General features: G+C 64.3%; 17 protein-coding genes and 1 tRNA gene. 12 read left to right on the forward strand and 6 right to left on the reverse strand.

What is annotated here, in order from left to right:
- The first annotated feature begins 1 nt into the window (after window position 1).
- Entirely contained in the window at window positions 2-703 is a 702-nt protein-coding gene (locus tag BXY53_RS01460; protein WP_119060177.1) for an XdhC family protein, read from the forward strand.
- A 179-nt stretch (window positions 704-882) separates the two neighbouring features.
- Here BXY53_RS01460 and BXY53_RS01465 read toward each other — a convergent pair whose 3' ends face one another.
- Entirely contained in the window at window positions 883-2064 is a 1182-nt protein-coding gene (locus BXY53_RS01465) for a serine hydrolase domain-containing protein (protein ID WP_119060178.1), read from the reverse strand.
- A 69-nt stretch (window positions 2065-2133) separates the two neighbouring features.
- Here BXY53_RS01465 and BXY53_RS01470 point away from each other — a divergent pair, with 69 nt between their 5' ends.
- Window positions 2134-2922, forward strand: a complete 789-nt coding sequence (locus BXY53_RS01470) for a CPBP family intramembrane glutamic endopeptidase (RefSeq protein ID WP_119060179.1) — start codon at window positions 2134-2136, stop codon at window positions 2920-2922.
- 9 nt (window positions 2923-2931) lie between these two features.
- On the opposite strand, the gene BXY53_RS01475 is transcribed toward BXY53_RS01470, so the two are convergent.
- Window positions 2932-3008: transfer RNA gene (locus BXY53_RS01475), tRNA-Arg, on the reverse strand.
- A gap of 108 nt (window positions 3009-3116) precedes the next feature.
- Between BXY53_RS01475 and BXY53_RS01480 the strand changes: the two genes are divergently transcribed.
- The gene (locus tag BXY53_RS01480; protein ID WP_119060180.1) at window positions 3117-3959 is read left to right on the forward strand and encodes a thermonuclease family protein; all 843 of its coding nucleotides are present in this window, start codon (window positions 3117-3119) and stop codon (window positions 3957-3959) included.
- Between the two features lie 20 nt (window positions 3960-3979).
- On the opposite strand, the gene BXY53_RS01485 is transcribed toward BXY53_RS01480, so the two are convergent.
- The gene (locus BXY53_RS01485) at window positions 3980-4690 is read right to left on the reverse strand and encodes a gamma-glutamyl-gamma-aminobutyrate hydrolase family protein (protein ID WP_245410319.1); all 711 of its coding nucleotides are present in this window, start codon (window positions 4688-4690) and stop codon (window positions 3980-3982) included.
- Between the two features lie 159 nt (window positions 4691-4849).
- Here BXY53_RS01485 and BXY53_RS01490 point away from each other — a divergent pair, with 159 nt between their 5' ends.
- From BXY53_RS01490 to BXY53_RS01500, 3 genes are read left to right on the forward strand one after another with little or no spacing between them, the layout of a single operon-like run.
- A complete protein-coding gene (locus BXY53_RS01490) occupies window positions 4850-5770 on the forward strand; it encodes an ion transporter (RefSeq protein ID WP_170144265.1) in 921 nt (306 codons plus the stop codon).
- Between the two features lie 57 nt (window positions 5771-5827).
- A complete protein-coding gene (locus tag BXY53_RS01495) occupies window positions 5828-6625 on the forward strand; it encodes a thymidylate synthase (protein WP_119060183.1) in 798 nt (265 codons plus the stop codon).
- A gap of 26 nt (window positions 6626-6651) precedes the next feature.
- A complete protein-coding gene (locus BXY53_RS01500; protein ID WP_119061695.1) occupies window positions 6652-7149 on the forward strand; it encodes a dihydrofolate reductase in 498 nt (165 codons plus the stop codon).
- A 3-nt stretch (window positions 7150-7152) separates the two neighbouring features.
- Here BXY53_RS01500 and BXY53_RS01505 read toward each other — a convergent pair whose 3' ends face one another.
- The 3 genes from BXY53_RS01505 to BXY53_RS01515 form a co-directional block, all read right to left on the reverse strand.
- Window positions 7153-7791, reverse strand: a complete 639-nt coding sequence (locus BXY53_RS01505) for a hypothetical protein (RefSeq protein WP_119060184.1) — start codon at window positions 7789-7791, stop codon at window positions 7153-7155.
- 53 nt (window positions 7792-7844) lie between these two features.
- Window positions 7845-9500 carry an MFS transporter gene (locus BXY53_RS01510; protein WP_245410321.1) on the reverse strand — a complete coding sequence of 552 codons (1656 nt, stop codon included), beginning with the start codon at window positions 9498-9500 and terminating at the stop codon, window positions 7845-7847.
- A gap of 187 nt (window positions 9501-9687) precedes the next feature.
- Window positions 9688-11064, reverse strand: coding sequence for an aspartate aminotransferase family protein (locus BXY53_RS01515; RefSeq protein WP_119060185.1), 1377 nt, complete (start codon window positions 11062-11064; stop codon window positions 9688-9690).
- A 121-nt stretch (window positions 11065-11185) separates the two neighbouring features.
- Between BXY53_RS01515 and doeA the strand changes: the two genes are divergently transcribed.
- From doeA to BXY53_RS01545, 6 genes are all read left to right on the forward strand, one after another.
- The gene (doeA, locus tag BXY53_RS01520; protein ID WP_119061697.1) at window positions 11186-12367 is read left to right on the forward strand and encodes an ectoine hydrolase DoeA; all 1182 of its coding nucleotides are present in this window, start codon (window positions 11186-11188) and stop codon (window positions 12365-12367) included.
- 157 nt (window positions 12368-12524) lie between these two features.
- Window positions 12525-13526: a N(2)-acetyl-L-2,4-diaminobutanoate deacetylase DoeB gene (gene doeB, locus BXY53_RS01525; protein WP_119061698.1), complete on the forward strand. Its 1002-nt coding sequence runs from the start codon at window positions 12525-12527 to the stop codon at window positions 13524-13526.
- An 86-nt stretch (window positions 13527-13612) separates the two neighbouring features.
- Entirely contained in the window at window positions 13613-14338 is a 726-nt protein-coding gene (locus BXY53_RS01530) for an ABC transporter ATP-binding protein (RefSeq protein WP_119061699.1), read from the forward strand.
- 4 nt (window positions 14339-14342) lie between these two features.
- Window positions 14343-16727: an ABC transporter permease gene (locus BXY53_RS01535; RefSeq protein ID WP_119060186.1), complete on the forward strand. Its 2385-nt coding sequence runs from the start codon at window positions 14343-14345 to the stop codon at window positions 16725-16727.
- Between the two features lies 1 nt (window position 16728).
- Window positions 16729-17940, forward strand: coding sequence for an efflux RND transporter periplasmic adaptor subunit (locus BXY53_RS01540; RefSeq protein WP_119060187.1), 1212 nt, complete (start codon window positions 16729-16731; stop codon window positions 17938-17940).
- Between the two features lie 83 nt (window positions 17941-18023).
- Window positions 18024-18959: a pirin family protein gene (locus BXY53_RS01545; protein ID WP_119060188.1), complete on the forward strand. Its 936-nt coding sequence runs from the start codon at window positions 18024-18026 to the stop codon at window positions 18957-18959.
- Window positions 18960-18964: the final 5 nt, after the last annotated feature.

Genomic DNA, 18964 nt, shown 5'->3' on the forward strand with positions numbered 1-18964 from the left:
GATGAAGGCGGCACACCTGCACACGCTTTCCGAGAACATGGCCGCGCGCCGCCCGGCGGCCCTTCTGACCTGGCTGGATAGCGGCGAGCAGCAGATCATTCGCCGCGACGAGATCGGAGCCGACACGCCCGCCGCGCTTGCGGAGGCGCTGGAAGATGGCTTCCGTACTGACAAGAGTCGGACCGTCGAGATCGACGGGCGCGCGGTCTTCATCAACATCTACAACCCCCCGCTGCGTCTCATCATCGTCGGCGCGGTCCATATCGCGCAGGCGCTGGCGCCGATGGCCGAGCAGGCGGGCTATGATGTGGTGATCGTGGACCCGCGCACGGCCTTCGCCACGGTGCAGCGGTTCGAGCGCGAGCGGCTTGATACCCGCTGGCCGGATGTCGCGCTGCCGGAGATCGGGCTGGATACGCGCACGGCGCTTGTGGCGCTAACGCATGATCCGAAGCTGGACGATCCAGCGCTGCATCTGGCGGTTGCTTCACCCGCCTTCTATGTCGGCGCGCTGGGCAGCACGCGCACGCACGCCAAGCGGGTGGAGCGGCTGCGCGAGGGTGGGATGAGCGAGGAGGGCATCGCGCGGATCAGCGCGCCGGTGGGCTTGGCGATTGGCGCGGTTGGGCCGGTGGAGATTGCCGTGTCGATCCTCGCGGAGATGACGGCAACGCTGCGCGGCAAGAAGCCGGAGCTTGGCTGACCGGCTATTCCACTTAGCTGCCAGTCTGAGCCACGTCATGCCCGTGCTTGCCTGTCCCCGGACAGTTGATCCGGGGAACACGGGCATCCATTGCAGCGCGACTAAGTTCATGCGCTGGATTGCCGGATCAAGTCCGGCAAAGACGAAGGCCCAGCTGTTTCAGTCTGATCGAAAGCAGTCTAATCGCGCGCGGCGATGATCGCCCGCGCAAGGCGCACGGCATAGTGGCTCATGTCATGGTCGCCAAGCTCGTTGATCTGGAGCGCGACGGCCAGCCGGTGGCGCGGATAATACTCGAAGACCGAGAGATAGCCCGGCGTCCAGCCACGATGCCCATAAGCCGGGCCGAGCGGCGTCTGCCGGATCGTCACGCCCAGCCCGTAGCGCACTGCCTCTCCGTAACGCGCTTGCTGGCTGGCATCTTTCGGCACGCCGTCAAGCAGTTCCCCGCGATAGTCGCCCGGCATCGCCGCGCCCGCATAGAGCCGCCACGCCCAGCGGGCCAGATCGCGCGCGTTCGTGATGAGGCCGCCGCCTGTCCATTCCGTCGCCGGATTGTAGGCGAGCACGCCGCCCTTGGCGACCTTTTCGGGCAGGCCGAATGGCGCTTCGCCGCGGATATAGCCGCTGGCCAGCCGGTCGAAGCGGCGGCCTTCGGCCGGCGCGGTCTGGCTGAGGTCAAGCGGCGTGAGGAACCGCTCGCGCAGCTCCGCCTCGTAGTCGCGTCCCGTCACCGCCTCGATGACCAGCCCCGCAAGGATGTAGTTGGTGTCCGAATAGGCGTACCCCGCGCCGGGCGCGAAGAGCGGTTCGGCATCCAGCACGAACCCTACGAGCGCTTCAGGCGGGAAGGCGTAATCCGCGTCGCCCTCCCGGCCGGTGATCCTGCGCTTGGCCGCCGCCTGAAACGCGGGCAGGTGGATATGATCGGGCAGGCCGCTTCGATGGCGCAAGAACATCCGCGTCGTGATCGCCGCGCCGTTCGGAAGGCGCGGGAACCACGGCCTGTCGCCCAGCCAGCGGGCGATCGGCGCATCCAGGTTGAGTCGCCCCTCTTGCGCCAGCGCCAGCGCGACCGCCGCGACGAACGACTTGCCCGTGCTGCCTGAAAGCATCCGATGGTCGGGTGTCATCGGCAGCTTGCGCTGGACGTCCGCCTCTCCGACCGCCGCCGTATGGGGCGTACCGTCTGGCATCACCACCGCCGCGACCGCCCCAGGGAAGGCGGCTTCCTGCCGCAACTTTTCGAGCTCGGCCTGCAGTGCGTCCGTGGGCGTAGCGGCCGCTGGCGTCGCCAGGGCCAGCGCGACAGCGAGCAGCCAGCACAGCATCAGGTTGACGTCGCGCGCGGCGCGGAACATAGGGGGTAACCTTGGAGGCGATGGCGTCGCCGGCAGCTTAGCGGCAAGGGCCGTCAGGTGTGAAGGCAGATGGCATTCGGATATTTCGCTTTCGTACTGGGCTGGAGCTGGAGCTTCTGGAGCGTGCCGGTCGTGCTCGGCGGCGACCCCTGGGCGATGCCGAATGTGGCTTTCATCTATGCGGGCGGGGCCGGGCCGTTGCTGGGCGGACTGGTGTTCACGTACGCACGCGGTGGCCGGTACGGCCTGCGGGACCTTGGCGCGCGGCTGACCGGCGTTCGGCGGATCGGCACCATGTGGTGGCTGGTCGTCCTCGGCCTGATCCCGCTGATCGAGGCGGCTGCGGCGCTCATCGCCGGGAAGGTTTCGGCTGCGCCACCCATGGTCTTCGCGCCGCTCCTGCGAAATCTCGCCGACCCCGCGGCGTTCCTGGCGCTGGCCGGCTTTACGCTGCTGCTTGGCCCGCTGCCCGAGGAAATCGGCTGGCGCGGCTTCGCCCTCGACGCGCTTCAGGCGCGGTTTGCTCCGATCCTCGCCTCGCTCATTCTTGCCGCGGGCTGGGGCGCATGGCACGCCCCCTTGTTTCTGATGGACGGCTATTACGCGCCGTTCGGCGGACCGCCGCCGCCTGTTCAGTTTGCTTATGACATCCTGCTGACGACCCTGCTCATGACATGGATTTTCAACCACACGGGCCGTAGCGTATTGGCCGCGGTGTTGTTTCACTTCATGGGGAACTTTTCCGAGGAGATCGTGGTCCCATCCGATAGCGGCGATATGATCGCCACCATCCTCACAACGCTGGTCGTCGCCGTGGTCATGGCGTCCGGCGGGCTCCGTCGCCCGGCGCTGGCATGAAAGCGGGCGTGGCGACCCCGGCAGGATTCGAACCTGCGACCCTCAGATTAGGAATCTGATGCTCTATCCTGCTGAGCTACGGGGCCTCTGTCCGAGATGTATCATATTTCGCGCGGCAGAACAGCCTTGCCAAGCCTTGCGTCGGGATCACGCGTATCACATAATGCGTAAAAATTTGGTCGGGAGAGTTGCGTATGCGTATGCGATCGAACAGTGCTTTCCGGCGGGCACTGGCTATGACCGCTGCGGCAGCGGTGCTGGTCTTTGCGGACATGGCTCAGGCGGCGTGTGATCTAAAGGACGCCGGCAGGGCGACGATCGTGAAGATCCTCAATACCGAGTCGCTGCTGCTGGAGGATGGCCGGGCCATTCGCCTGGTAGGGGCCCTGGCCCCGCGGACCGAAACGCGCTGGGCGCAAGCCATGGGCCTGGAGGACAAGATCATCGGCGCCCTGGAAGAACGGCTGCTGGGCAAAGAGGTCCGACTGCGCGTTGGCGCGCGGGAGCGTGACCGCTACGGACGTTTGCTGACGCACGTCTTTTCTGGCGACAACGAGCCGGTCTGGGTGCAGGAGGGGCTCGTGCGCGACGGGTTGGCGATGGTGTATTCCTTCGCGGATAACCGCGACTGTGTTCGTGAGCTTCAGGCCGCGGAACGTGCGGCGCGCGAGGCGGGTGCCGGCTTCTGGGAGCAGGGCGTGTTTCGCGTGCGCGACGCCACGGATCTCGACAGTCTGGACGGCCTTGCCTACAGCTTTCAGATCGTCGAGGGCCGTGTGCAGGATGTCGCTGAGAGCCGCGGGCGTATCTATCTCAATTTCGGCGAGGATTGGCGAACCGATTTTACAGCGACGGTCGCGCCTTCGGACCGCGACAGCTTCAATGACTCCGGCCTTGAGTTGCCTGATCTGGAGGGGCGCGTAATCCGGGTGCGCGGCTGGCTGGAGCGCCGCAACGGCCCGATGATCGAGGTCACGCACCCGGAACAGATCGAACGCGTTGGCGTTGGCGACAGCGCTGCACTCCAAACGGAGTGACCGCTCAGGAAAGCCTTCATTCAGGAGGCAGGTGCCACATCTTCCCGCATATGCGTGCGGGTGGCGTCGACAAGCGCGCGGAACAGGTTGCGCTGGTGGCTGTGATAGATAAGCAGTTCGGGGTGCCACTGCACGCCGATCAGGAACGGCCGCTGGCGATCCTCGATACCCTGGATAATGTGCTCCTCGTCATGCGCGGCAGCCACGAGGTTGTCCGCAAGCTGGTCGATCGCCTGATGGTGAATGGCGTTCACGAAGACACGCGGGTGTTTGATCAGGCGGGCCAGCTTCGTGCCCGGGACAAGCTCGATGCGCAGCTGCGGCATGACAGTCCGGCGATTCGTGCGCCAGAGCTTTTCGTCGAGGTCATGGTGCAGCGTACCGCCGAAGAACACATTGAGCATCTGCGCGCCGCGGCAAACGCCCATGATCGGCAGCCCGCGCGGAACGGCTCGCTCCAGCGCGGCCAACTCGAAGCGGTCACGCTCCTCGTCGATGCGCACGTCCAGAGTAAAATCGCCCTCGTAGACGCGCGCGGAGATGTCGTCGCCACCGCCAATCAGCAGGCCGTCCAGTTCATCCACGACTTCCGGGGGCTGATCCGCGCCGAGCCGTTTCGGCCGCGCGCCGGCAAGCCGCAGCGCCAGAGCATTCGCGGCGTAGCTGCACCGCCCGCGATGTCGGGACGTTGACACGCCGATCAACGGCCGGCGTTCTTGCTCCTGTGCCACGATCCCTGCGAAACTCCTGTTTCCCGCCTGAGTGGCCCCGCCAGGGACAGGCGTGATGATCTTGCCAAAATGACTCGCCAAGGCGATATCACGTGGCGGCGCACCATGCCAGCCGGTGCCGCGGGCCGCGCCGCAATCCCTCACCCTGGAGGAGTGCCTTTGAGCGAAACCAGTGCCAAGCCTGCTTGGAAGCGCGACGCTTCGGAATGGCGAGCGCGGGTGCGCACGCTCGTGGATCATCCGGCCTGGGAACGCACGATCCTCACGATCATCATCCTCAACGCCGTCACGCTCGGCCTGGAAACGAGCGACAGCGTGATGGGACAGGTCGGGCCGCTGTTGCTGGCGCTGGATGCGATCTTCCTGACGATCTTCGTGGTCGAGATCGCGGCGCGTCTGATCGCCCACGGCGCGCGGTTCTGGCGCGACCCCTGGAGCGTGTTCGACTTCTCCGTGGTGGCCGTTGCGCTGATCCCCGCAACGGAAAGCCTGTCCGGTCTGCGGGCGCTGCGCATCCTGCGTGCTCTGCGCCTGATCTCGGCGGTGCCGTCGATGCGCCGGGTCGTCACCGGGCTTTTCGCCGCCGTGCCGGGCATGACGACGGTGGTGATGCTGTTGGCGCTGATCTTCTACGTGTTCTCGGTCATGGCCACGATGCTCTACGGGGACACCTTCCCGCAGTACTTCGGGACGATCGGCCGGTCGGCCTATTCACTCTTCCAGATCATGACGCTGGAAAGCTGGTCGGAGAGTATCGTCCGCCCGGTGCTGGACGTGCACCCGATGGCGTGGCTGTTTTTCATTCCGTTCATTCTCGTCACGTCCTTCGCCGTGCTGAACCTGTTTATCGGCATCATCGTTGACTCGATGCAGGAGCAGGCCAGAGAGCGGCTTGAGGCGCTGCAGGAACAGGGCATTGTGGATGTGGAAAGCCAGCGCCAGGCCGCGGAAGAGGAACACGACTGGCAGGCGCAGGAGTTCCGCAAGCTCATGGAGGAGCTCAAGTCTGTGCGGGCCGAGGTGGCGTCACTGCGCGCGCAGCTCGACGGCGAGCGGCGCGGCGGATCCACGGAAAGCTGAGGAAGGTGCGGACGGTCGCTGGCCCGGACCTGCGGAATCGGCGTAAGACTCGATGTCATGAAGCAATATCACGACCTCATGCGCCGCGCTCTCGAAGAGGGTGACCGCATCGAGAACGACCGCACCGGCGTCGGCACGCTGAGCGTGTTCGGCCACCAGATGCGCTTCGATCTGGCCGATGGCTTCCCGCTGGTCACGACCAAGAAGCTGCATCTGAAGTCGATCATCCACGAGCTGCTGTGGTTTCTGTCGGGTGACACCAATATCGCTTATCTGAAGCGCCACGGGGTGCGCATCTGGGACGAGTGGGCGGACGAGAATGGCGATCTTGGCCCGATCTATGGCCACCAGTGGCGCTCCTGGCCCGCGCGGGACGGTGGGACGATCGACCAGATCGGAGAGGTCGTCGAGCAGATCAGGACTAACCCGCATTCGCGGCGACATGTCGTGACCGCGTGGAATCCCGCGGATCTCGACCGGATGGCGTTACCGCCGTGCCACTGCCTGTTCCAGTTCCACGTGGCGGAGGGCCGTTTGTCGTGCCAGCTCTATCAGCGCTCGGGCGACATCTTCCTGGGTGTGCCATTCAATATCGCCTCCTACGCGTTGCTGACGATGATGACGGCGCAGGTGACGGGCCTGCGCCCCGGCGATTTTATTCATACGCTGGGCGATGCGCATTTGTATCTCAACCATCTCGACCAGGCGCGCGAGCAGCTCAGCCGCGAGCCGCGGCCGCTGCCGACCATGACGCTCAACCCGGAGGTCACCTCGCTGTTCGAATTCACCTACGATGACTTCCACCTGCACGGCTACGAACCTCATCCCCACATCAAGGCGGAGGTTGCAGTCTAGTGGCGGAGAGCGAGGCCAAAGTGGCGATGATCGTCGCCATGGATGAGAACGGCGTCATCGGCCGCGAGGGGGCGCTGCCGTGGCGGCTGTCCTCCGACCTGAAGCTGTTCAAGCGCCTGACGATGGGCAAGCCGCTCATCATGGGGCGCAAGACGTTCCAGTCAATCGGCAAAGCATTGGAGGGCCGCGACAACATCGTGATCACGCGCAACAAGACCTTTGCGTCCGAAGGCGTGGATGTTGCCCAGTCCCCGAAGGCGGCGCTGTGGCTGGCGCGCGGCTTCGCGCGGGCGCGCGGCGCCAGCGAGATCATGGTGATCGGCGGGGCGGATATCTTCGAGGCGTTCCTGCCGCATACATCGCGTATTTATCTCACGCGGGTGCACGCGCATCTAACCGGCGATACCTATTTCCCCGCCCTGCCGCCAGAGGAGTGGCGAACGACGCTGAGCGAGCATTATGGCGCCGGCGCGCGCGATGATTACGCCTTCACCTTCACGATCCTCGATCGGGTCGAGACCTGAGCCCTACGGTGTTCCCGCGAGGTCATGCCGGCCCGCGCCGGCGGCTTCCAGCGCCTCGCTCGCTGCAGACCAGATCTTCCGGTCGTCGTCCTGTGCGCGCATGTCCATCATCCAGCGGGAGATCAGCGCCCCCAGGCCGAACAGCAGCACCGCGCCAATCGCGGTGAACATGAACATGGTCCCGCGTTCGAGAGGCAGCGATCCGAGCGGCGCGACTTGCCACGCCAGAGCGGCGAACAGCGCCGGCACCGTCGACAGCAACCCGAATCCGAGCGCATTTTTCAGGCCCGGCTCGCCCCGCAGGCGCGGGAGGTTGTGCGACAGCCGCGCGACGGCGCCGGTAGTCTGGTTCACGAGGGCGATGCAGTACGTTTTCTCCTGCGGCTTGTCCTCAGGCGCAGCCCAGACGACTGTGACCTTCTGGCCGTTATCCAGCGGGATACCCGCGTTGCTCAGACTGACCTCCATGTCTGGGCCGTCTGGCTGCTGCAGCGTGAATTCCAGATGCTCGACCACCCGTTCGGCGACGACGACCCGGCCCTTTGGCGCAATCGGCTGTTCGGACGAGTTGCCAAACGCCTCCATCCAGGATTTGAGGTTCTGGATCGTTCCTGTGGCCGCCCAGGCGTGAAATTCAGCCATGCCGTCCTTCCCGAACGATGCGTTCCGGCCACAACGGCGGTGTCTGCATCGGCTTAAGACGTCTCCGTCAGTTCGCGGCCGCGCGTGTCGCGCAGGAACAGGCCGCCTATGACAATGCTCATAACGGCAATGATGATCGGGTACCACAGACCGTAGTAGATGTTACCCGTCGCCGCGACCGCCGCTGTGCTGATGAGCGGCAGCATGCCGCCGAACCAGCCGTTGCCGATGTGATAGGGCAGCGAAACCGAGGTGTAACGGATCTGGGTCGGGAACATCTCGACCAGCAACGCGGCGATCGGGGCGTAGACCATTGCCACGTAGCCGATCATCACGACGATGATGAATACCGCAAGCGGCAGGTTGATGTCGCGCGGGTCAGCACGCTCCGGGAAGCCGGCCTCCCTCAGCGCCGACAGCACGGCCTCACCGTTTGTGCCGCGCTGCCAGTTCTCTATCGGGATCGGCTCGCCGCCGGCCACCGTGATCGTTTGCGCGGCTTCGGGGCCCACATTCACGATGTTGAAGGACACGCCGCGATCGGTCAGGAAGTCGCGCGCCTGATCGCAGTCGGTGAAGTTCGACCACGGCCCGACGAAGACATGCAGCTGGCAGTTATCCGGGTTCGCGCGCAGCGTCACCTCGGTGCGCTCCTGAAAGGCGACGAGGTCGGGGTTCACCGCCTGAGCCAGCATCTGGAACAGGGGAAAATACGTCATGGCCGCCAGCAGGCAGCCGGCGAGGATCACCTGTTTGCGCCCGATCCGGTCCGACAGCCAGCCGAAGAAAAGAAACAGCGGCACGCTGATCAAAAGGGCCGAGATCATGATGCCGTAGGCGATCAGGTAATCGACCTTCATCGTGATCTGCAGGAAGAACAGGGCATAGAATTGGCCCGTGTACCAGATGACGCCCTGGCCCGCCGCCGCGCCGAGCAGGGCTAGCAGCGCGTTCTTGTTGTTCGGATAGCGAAAGAAGGCGTCGAACAGCGGACGCTTGGAGGCCTGCCCCCGCGACTTGATGTATTGAAACAGCGGGGATTCGCTCAGGCTTAGTCGAATGTAGATCGACAGGATCAGCAGCACCAGCGAAAGCAGGAACGGAATCCGCCAGCCCCATTGTGCGAAATCCTCCTCGCTGATGGCCAGCCGGCACAGCAGAATGACGATCAGCGACAGCAGGAAGCCGCCGCTCGCCGTTGTCTGGATGAGGCTGGTGACGTAGCCGCGATGCTCGCTGACAGTGTGCTCCGCGACATAGGTAGCCGCGCCCCCGTATTCGCCGCCGAGCGCGAGGCCCTGTGTGATGCGCAGCGTGACAAGCAGCGCCGGGGCGAGCCAGCCGACCTGCTCGAAGGTGGGTAGCAGCCCAACCGCGAATGTTGCCCCGCCCATGAGCAGGATCGTGACGAGAAACACATATTTCCGGCCGACCGTGTCGCCGAACCGGCCGAACAGGATCGCGCCAAAGGGCCGGACGATGAAGCCCGCCGCATAAGTCGCGAAAGCCGCCAGTAGGGCCGCGGTCTCGTTGCCCGGCGGGAAAAACAGGAACGCGAAAAACGGGGCGAGGGTCGCGTACAGAAAGAAGTCATACCATTCAAAAACCGTGCCGATAGAGGACGCAAAAGTGACCTTCCGCAACTCCTTCGGACGGATATGAATGATGTCCGGGACACCTTGGTGCCGCGTACGGATGACCTGAACCACGGACGCCCCTCCCAGAAAATTTTTCTTTTTCCAAGGCGATATTCTGCGGCGGCCGGGATGCCGGTTCTCATTGCATTCCAGCTTTGAAACACCGAGGCGTTGTATAGAAATAAATCAAAAATAAGGCTTTCGTCTTAGGCGCGAGACGATCTGCCTCGCGCCCGTCAAAGTTGGAACGCTGCCGCGCTCAGATACGCGGCAGCGTTTCCTCGACGGCCCGCTTGGTGGCCGTGACAACTTCGTCGACCTCCGCATGCGTGATGCACAGCGGCGGGGCGAAGCCGAGAATGTCGCCCTGCGGCATGGCCCGCGCGACGACGCCGTGCCGGGCGAGCGCGCTGGTGACCGCCGGTCCGACCTTTTTGGAGGGATCGAAGAACGTGCGGGACGCCTTGTCCTCAACGAACTCGACGGCCGCGAGCAGTCCTTCGCCGCGCACCTCGCCGACATTGGGGTGATCGGCCAGCGCCTCTTTCAGTTGCGCGTTGAAATAGGCGCCGACTTCGCGCGCGTTGGGGACGAGCGCCATCCGGTCGATCAGCTCCAGATTGGCGACGCCCGCCGCCGCGCAGACCGGATGGGCCGAATAGGTCCACCCGTGGCCGAATGGCCCGAATTCGTCGGTTCCACGCTCCAGCACGTCCCAGACCTTCTGCGAGACGATGGAGCCGGAAAGCGGTGCGTAAGCCGAGGTCAGCCCCTTGGCGATGGCGATGATATCCGGCTCCAGGCCGTAATGCTCCGATCCGAACATGGAGCCGAGCCTGCCAAACGCCGTCACGACTTCGTCTGCGATCAGAAGGATGTCGTATTTCTTCAGGATGGGCTGGATCGCCTCCCAATAGCCCTCGGGTGGCGGCACGATCCCGCCCGTTCCGAGCATCGGTTCGCCGATGAACGCGGCGATGGTGTCCGGGCCCTCGGCCTGGATGAGTTCTTCCAGCTTTTGCGCGCAGTATTCGCTAAAGGCCGCTTCGCTCATGTCCGGATCGGGCCGGCGCAGGTAGTAGGGCGCCTCGGTATGAATGACCCGGTCGAGCGGGAGGTCGAACTTCTTGTGAAACATCTCCAGCCCGGTCAGCGAGCCGGTCATCAGGCCGGAGCCGTGATAGCCGCGCCAGCGGGAGATGATCTTCTTCTTGTCCGGGCGGCCGAGAACGTTGTTGTAGTACCAGACCAGCTTGACGTTGGTCTCGTTCGCGTCCGAGCCGCCCAGTCCGAAATAGACCTTCGACATGTTCTTCGGCGCACGATCGAGGATCATCTTCGCCAGCGTGATCGACGCCTCGGTCCCGTGGCCGACATAGGCGTGATAAAAGGCCAGGTCCCGGGCCTGCTGCGCCATGGCGTCGGCAATTTCCTGACGGCCATAGCCGACGTTCACGCAATAGAGCCCTGCGAAGGCGTCCAGCAGCTTGTTGCCGTCGCGGTCCTCGATATAGACGCCGGAGCCGCTGCTTACGATCCGGTTCGGGCTGTCGCCGCGCGCGTGCTGCGCCAGGTGCGTCGAGGGATGAAAGAAATAATCCCGGTCCCACTGGTCGAGTTGGTCGTTCTTGAGCATGTGCCGTTCCTTCTTTCCCGGGGCCGCCGGTTTTGATAAAGCGGCATTTAACGCCGGATCAGCGGCGTTTCGCAACCCGCCGCATCGCCCGCATCGTGAGGGCCAGCCGGATCCGATGACAATGACCGAACCCGTGCTTCCTTTTTCGCGCGCAGAATACGCGGCCCGCGTTGCAAAGACCCGTGCCGCCATGCAGGCGCGCCAGATTGAGGTGCTCGTCGTCTCCGACCCGTCCAACATGGCCTGGCTTACAGGCTATGACGGGTGGTCGTTCTACACCCACCAGTGCGTGCTGCTCGGCATGGAGGGCGAGCCGGTCTGGTGGGGTCGTAGCATGGATTTGCCCGGCGCTCTACGCACGGTGACAATGAGTCCCGAAAACATCGTCGGCTATGACGACACCTACGTGCAGAACCCGGAAAAGCACGCGATGGAGGCGCTGGCCGCGCTGATTCACGAGCTTGGCTGGGGTCAGGCCGTCATCGGCGTGGAGATGGAGAACTACTATTTCTCTGCCGCCGCCTACCTCACGCTGGTCAAGCATCTGCCCGATGCAACATTCCGCGATGCAACCGCTCTGGTGAACTGGCAGCGCGCGGTCAAAAGTGCGGTCGAGATCGAATACATGCGCCGCGCCGCGCGTATCGTCGAGCAGATGCACGAGGTCATTTTTGAGCGCGCCGAGCCGGGACTGCCGAAGAATGAGCTGGTGGCGGACATCTACCATGCAGCGATCAGCGGTGCGGATGGCCATTGGGGCGACTATCCGGCCATCGTGCCGATCGTCCCATCAGGGCTGGATGCGACGGCTGCGCATCTGACCTGGGACGACACGCCCATGCGCGAAGGCGAGACGACCTTCTTCGAGATCGCCGGGGTGCATCGCCGCTATCACTGCCCGCAGTCACGCACGCTATTTCTTGGCGAGCCGCCGCAGAAATACCGCGACGCGGAGATCGCCGTGCTGTCGGGCATCGAGGCCGCGCTGGAGGTTGCGAAGCCCGGCAACCGCTGCGAGGATGTCGCCATCGCGTTCAACGAAACGCTCAACCGCTTCGGCTTCGTAAAGGAGAGCCGGTGCGGCTATCCGATCGGCCTCTCCTATCCGCCGGACTGGGGCGAGCGTACGATGTCCTTCCGCAGGGGGGACGAGACCGTTCTGGAACCTGGCATGACCTTCCACCTGATGCCGGCGCTGTGGCTCGATGACGGCGGGCTGGAAATCACCGAGCCGATCCTGATCACCGAGGACGGCGTGGAGTGCTTTACGGAGACCCCCCGCCGAATGTTCGTGAAGTCATAGACATGCCGCCGCGCAATCCCACACCCCCGATCAACGTCATGCCCGTACTTGCCTGTCCCCGGACAGGTGATCCGGGGAACAGGGGCATCAATTACCTCAAGCTCTCGCGTCGCTTGGCTGGATTGCCGGGTCAAGCCCGGCAATGACGAAGGAACACATGATGCAGTCCAAGCGAAACCCCATCACCCCGACGATCCCGTTCGATGAGGACGGCGCGCATCACGGCTTCCTGCGCCTGCCCTACAGCCGGGACGACTCTGCCTGGGGTTCGGTGATGATCCCGATCAGCGTGATCCGAAACGGCGACAGGCCGACCGCGCTGTTCACCGGTGGCAATCACGGTGACGAATACGAAGGACCGGTCGCGCTGCAGAACCTGGCCGCGACGCTCGATCCGGCCAGCATCACGGGCCGCGTCATCATCGTGCCGGCCTTCAACACCCCCGCCTTCCGCGCAGGCACCCGCACCTCGCCGATCGACGGTGGCAACCTGAACCGCAGCTTCCCCGGCCGGCCGGATGGAACCGTGACGGAGAAGATCGCGCACTACTTCCACAGCACGCTGGTGCCCATGGCAGATGTCGTGCTCGACTTCCATTCCGGCGGCAAGACGCTCGACTTCATCCCGTTTGCCGCGGCGCATATCCTGGAGGACAAGGCGCAGGAGGCCGCCTGCATGGCCGCGATGCGCGCGTTCAATGCGCCCTACAGCATGCGGCTTCTGGAGATCGACAGCGCCGGGATGTACGACACAGACGTCGAATCGCAGGGCAAGGTGTTCGTCACCACGGAGTTGGGGGGTGGCGGCACCGCGACCGCACGGCTGATCCGCATCGCAAGAAAGGGCGCGCGCAACCTGCTGATCCACGCCGGCATCCTCAAGGGCACGCCGGAGATGGCGCCGAGCATCGAGATGGACATGCCGGACAGCGATTGCTTCGTCTTCGCCGAGCATGACGGGCTGATCGAGCCGACCGCCGACCTTGGCGACTATGTCCGCCAGGGCGAGGAGGTCGCGCGGGTCTGGCCGACCGACCGTACCGGCGTGCCACCTGTCAGCTATGCAGCGAAGCGCGATGGCATCCTGGCCGCACGGCATTTCCAGGGCCTCGTCAAGGCGGGGGATTGCATGGCCGTTGTTGCCGAAGTGCTCTACTGAGCCCTTTTGCGCGCTATCAATGACGTCCTTGCGGCCCTATCATAAACGGATGCTTGTCATCCGTATCGCCGCAGCATCCGCTCATGATGGCCACTGAAACCGAAACGCGCCACGTCGTCTTCGACGTTCATGACGTGACAAAGGTCTACGGCAGTGGACCCAGCGAGGTGCACGCGCTGCGCGGCGTGACGCTGGAGCTTTATGCGGGGCAGATAAGTGTGCTGCTGGGCCCGTCCGGCTCCGGCAAGTCCACGTTTCTCAATATCATCGGCGGCTTGGACAAGCCGACCTCTGGCTACGTGTCATTCGAGGACCAACAACTGAACGAGTTGGACGAGGCGGGCCTGACGGCTTACCGGCGCGAAAGCGTCGGCTTTGTATTTCAGTTCTACAACCTGATCCCGAGCCTCACGGCGCTGGAGAACGTCGCGCTCGTCACCGAGATCGCGGAGAATCCAATGTCCCCGGAAGAGGCGCTGGGCATCGTCAATCTGAAGGAGCGGATGGATCACTTCCCCTCCGAGCTGTCGGGCGGCGAACAGCAGCGCGTCGCCATCGCCCGCGCCATCGCCAAGCGCCCGCGCGTGTTGCTGTGCGACGAACCGACCGGCGCACTCGACTCGAAAACCGGCATCGTCGTCATTCAAGCGTTGGTCGATGTGAACGAGAAGCTTGGCACCACGACCGCGCTCATCACCCATAACGTCGCCATCCGCAAGATTGCCGACCGCGTCATCCATTTCCGCGACGGCCAGGTTCAGGAGATCGAGCAGATCGGGGAGAAGATCGAGCCGTCCGAGCTGAGGTGGTGAGGCGATGCGCGGCACCTTCCTCTCACTCTCGCCTCTGAACCGCAAGCTGCTGCGCGATCTGTGGCACGCGCGCGGGCAGGTGCTGGCGATCGCGATGGTGATCGCCTCGGGCGTCGCCACGCTGATCCTCGCGCTTGGCGCCTATGGCTCGCTGGAGGAAACACGCCGCGCCTACTACGAGCGCTATCGCTTTGCCGACATCTTCGCCACCGCCAAGCGCGCCCCCCAGTACGTCGAAGACGAAATTGCCCGAATTCCGGGCGTCGCGGATGTCGAGACTCGCGCGGTTTCATCGGTGCTGCTGGATATCCAGGGCATGCCCGAGCCGGCGACGGGCAAGCTGATCTCGATCCCCGAAACGGGGCACCCGGCGCTCAACCGCGTGCATATCCGCGAGGGCCGCCTGCCCGAGCCGCTTTCGACACGCGAGATCGCCGTCAACGAATCTTTCGCAGACGCTCACGGTTTCCGGGCCGGCGACCGGCTCAGCGCGATCATTAATGGTCGTAAACGGGAGTTAATCATCGTCGGCGTGGTTCTCTCGCCGGAGTTCATCTACACCATCGGGCCAGGCGACATCGTACCGGACGATCGGCGCACCGGCGTGCTCTGGATGCGCTACGATGCTGCCGCTGCGGCGATGGACCTGGAAGGCGCCTTCAACGATGTCAGCGTCAAGCTGATGAGCGGCGCGGAGCCGGAGGCGGTCATGGACCGGGTTGACCGGCTCCTGGAGCCATACGGCGGGCAGGACAGCTATACACGCGATGACCAGCTCTCCCATGCTTTCATCGACGCCGAACTGCAGCAGCTCGGCGCTATGGCGTATATCATCCCGCCGATCTTCCTCGCCGTGTCGGCCTTTCTGCTCAACATGACACTGTCGCGGCTCATCACCCTTGAGCGCGAGCAGATCGGGCTGTTGAAGGCACTCGGATATCCTTCCCGTGAGGTCGGTTTTTATTACCTCAAGTTCGTAAGCCTGGTGACAGTGCTGGGCGTGGCGATCGGCTTCACGGCAGGGACATGGCTCGGGCACGAGCTGACGCAGCTCTACACGGAGTTTTTCAACTTCCCGTTTCTCGTGTTTCTGCTGCCCACCAATATCTACCTCATTGCGGCAGCTGTCAGCTTCGCCGCAGCTTTCCTCGGCACGCTTCAGGCGGTGCGCAGCGTGGTGCGCCTGCCGCCAGCGGTGGCCATGCAGCCGCCGCCGCCAACCCGCTACGCCAAGACCTGGCTAAGTCGCAGTGGCCTCACGCGGTATGTGCGCCAGTCTACTCTGATGATCGGCCGGCATATCATCCGCTTTCCGGTGCGCAGCATCCTCACCACGACCGGCATTGCCGCATCGGTGGCGCTGCTGATCGTCTCATTCTTCGGGATGGACTCGGTCAACTACGTCATCGACGTGACCTTTTCCCAGACAAGCCGCCAGGACATCTCGCTCAACTTCAATGAGATCAAGAATGACCGCGTGCGCCATGACGTCGCCAACCTCCCCGGGGTCATGCGGGCGGAGGCGTACCGCACCGTGCCGGTGACGTTGCGCAAGGGTTTGAAGGAGGAGCGGGTGGGCGTGACCGGCCTGCCGCCGCGCACGGAGTTGACCCAGCTTCTCGATCCCGATTTCCGGCCGATGAAGGTGCCCGACATCGGCATTGTGCTGTCGGAGATGCTCGCAGATATCCTCGATGTGCGGCGCGGGGAGATGGTGCGTGTCGAGTTCAAGACGGGCCGGCAGCGCGAGGTCCTGCTGCCGGTCACGGGCATTAGCCAGGCCTATCTCGGGCTTACCGCGCATATGGACCTCGACCTGCTGAACGACCTGATGGGCGACGGGCGGGTGGTTTCCGGCGCGCACCTCAAGGTCGACGAGACCAAGTTGCCGGCGCTCTACAACGCCGTGAAGGAGACGCCGGCGGTGTCTTCGATCGCCCTGCTCAACAAATCGCGGCAGTCATTCCGCGACACGCTGGCCGAAAACATCAACACCATGACCGCGATGTTCATCGCGCTGTCGGCCACTATTGCCTTTGGGGTGGTCTACAACAGCGTGCGCATCCAGCTCTCCGAGCGTGGGCGGGAGTTGGCAAGCCTTCGCATTCTGGGCTTCACCCAGGGAGAGGTGATGCTGATCCTGTTCGGCGAGATCATCGTGTTGCTGTTGATCGCGTTACCCATTGGCTGGATCGCCGGTTATATTCTCGCCGGCATGGTCGCCGCCGGCATGGAGACGGAGCTTTACCGCGTCCCGCTGATTGTCGATCGGGACACGTACGCGAAGGCGGCGCTCGTGGCGATCGTGTCGACGCTGGCGTCGGCGGTGATCATGCGCTGGCGGATCGCGCGGATGGACCTTATCGCGGTGCTGAAGACGAGGGCGTGAGATGGGGCGGGTTTGGCGCAAACGCATCGCCTGGGCGGTGCTCGCGGCCGGCGCGGCTGCGCTGATCGCCTATGGGTTCTGGCCCGATGCAGTGCCGGTCGATACGGCGAAGATCAGGCGCGGCGATGTTATCGTCACCGTCGAGGACGAGGGAATTTCGCAGGTGCGCGAGGTTTATCGCGTTTCTTCTCCTGTGGCCGGGACGGTGCAGCGCTCTCCTGTCGAGGTCGGCGACGAGGTCCAGAAGGGCGAAACGATCGTGGCGTCAGTCCTCCCGACCGTCTCCGGCTTTCTCGACGACCGCACGGTGCAGATGCGCGAGGCCGCGGTAAAGGCCGCCCAGGCCCAGTTGCGGCTCGCGGAGGCAAAGCTCGAGCGCGCCAAGAGTATGGCCGAGTACTGGACTACCCAGCTAGAACGGGTCGAGAATCTGGAAGTTGGCCGCACGGTCACCCAGCGCACTGTCGACGAGACGCGAATGGAGGCGAAGGCGCGTCTCGCGGAGGTGCGCAGCGCCGAGGCCGAGGTCAATCTGCGGGAGAAGGAGCTGGAGCAGGCCAAGGCGGCGCTATTGGACCCGCCGGCTGTGTATTCGGGCGGCAAGGGGCGCTGCTGCCTGAGCGTGCCGGCGCCGGAGAGCGGCGTGGTCCTCGAAATCCATAAGGAGAGCGAGACCGTCGTGCAGGCTGGCGCACCGCTTCTGGACATCGGCGATCCGCGTGATCTGGAGATCGTTGCGGAGTTGCTGTCGCGCGATGCCGTGCAGGTCCGCGTTGGCGCGCGCGCGATCATCACGGAGTGGGGTGGACCGCCGCTGGAGGCAACGGTGCGGCGCGTCGACCGCTCGGGCTTCGAGGAAATCTCCGCGCTCGGCATCGAGGAGCAGCGCGTGAAGGTGTGGCTTGATATTGCCGACCCGCCGGAGAAATGGGCTCAGCTCGGCCACGATTACCGTGTGATCGTGCGCATCGTGGTGAACGAGCAGACCGACGTGCTGCGCGTGCCTGTCAGCGCGCTGTTCCGCCGTGGCGAGGACTGGGCGGTGTTCGTGCGTGAGGACGACCGCGCGAGACTCCGGCGGATTGAACTCGGTGCCCGCAATTTCGACTGGGCGCAAGTGACCGACGGGCTGTCCGAGGGGGACGAGGTCATTCTCTATCCCAGCGACCGGCTCAGCGAGGGCGTGCGCGTCGTCCAGAGGCAGGCCGAATAACCCATAAAACAAGTCGAGAATGGCAGACCGACGGCGCGATGGCTGCTAGAATACGGGGTTTGGCAGCCTTACCGGAGCCCCTCATGAGCTGGAACCCCGCCCTAGAGCCTGTCTGCCCATCGGCCGACGATCTCGAACGCATTGAAACCGTCATTGTCCCGCGCTCGCGCGATCTCGGCGGGTTCGAGGTACGCCGCGCGCTGCCGTCGCCAAAGCGGCAAATGGTCGGGCCGTTCATCTTCTTTGACCACATGGGTCCGGCCGATTTCCTGACTGGCAACGGCATCGATGTGCGCCCGCATCCGCATATCGGGCTGGCGACGGTGACCTATCTCTATCGCGGCGAGTTCCAGCATCGCGACTCGCTCGGTACGGATCAGATGATCTACCCGGGCGAGGTCAACTGGATGATTGCCGGGCACGGCGTGACACATTCCGAGCGCACCAGTGACGAAACGCGCGCGCAACCGCACAAGCTGTTCGGCATCCAGACCTGGGTGGCGCTGCCGGAAGATTATGAAGAGACCGGCGCGGTCTTTGAGCATCACGGCAAGGAGGTGCTGCCCTATTTCGATGCCGAGGGGAAGAAGGTCCGGCTCATCATCGGCGCGGCCTATGGCAAGCGCGCGCCGGTCAAGACGTTTTCGGAGATGTTCTACGCCGACGCGGCGCTCGATTCCGGCGTGCTGCTGCCGCTGCCAGACAACCACGAGGACCGCGGCGTCTATGTCGTTGAAGGCTCCATCGAGGTCGGCGGTGATACCTTCGAAAACGGGCGCATGATGGTGTTCCGCCCCGGCGACCGGATCAGCGTAAAGGCCGGACCGCAGGGAGCGCGGCTGATTTTGCTGGGCGGAGAGACGCTGAACGGGCCGCGCTACATCTGGTGGAATTTTGTCGCGTCGTCCCGAGAAAAGATCGAGCACGCGAAGCGCGCCTGGGCCGAGGGCGACTGGGCGCATGGGCGCTTTCAGCTGCCGCCGGGCGATGCCGAGGAATTCATCCCGCTACCCGAATGAGGGGG

The organism is Dichotomicrobium thermohalophilum (genome assembly GCF_003550175.1).
In the GTDB taxonomy this organism is placed as follows: domain Bacteria; phylum Pseudomonadota; class Alphaproteobacteria; order Rhizobiales; family Rhodomicrobiaceae; genus Dichotomicrobium; species Dichotomicrobium thermohalophilum.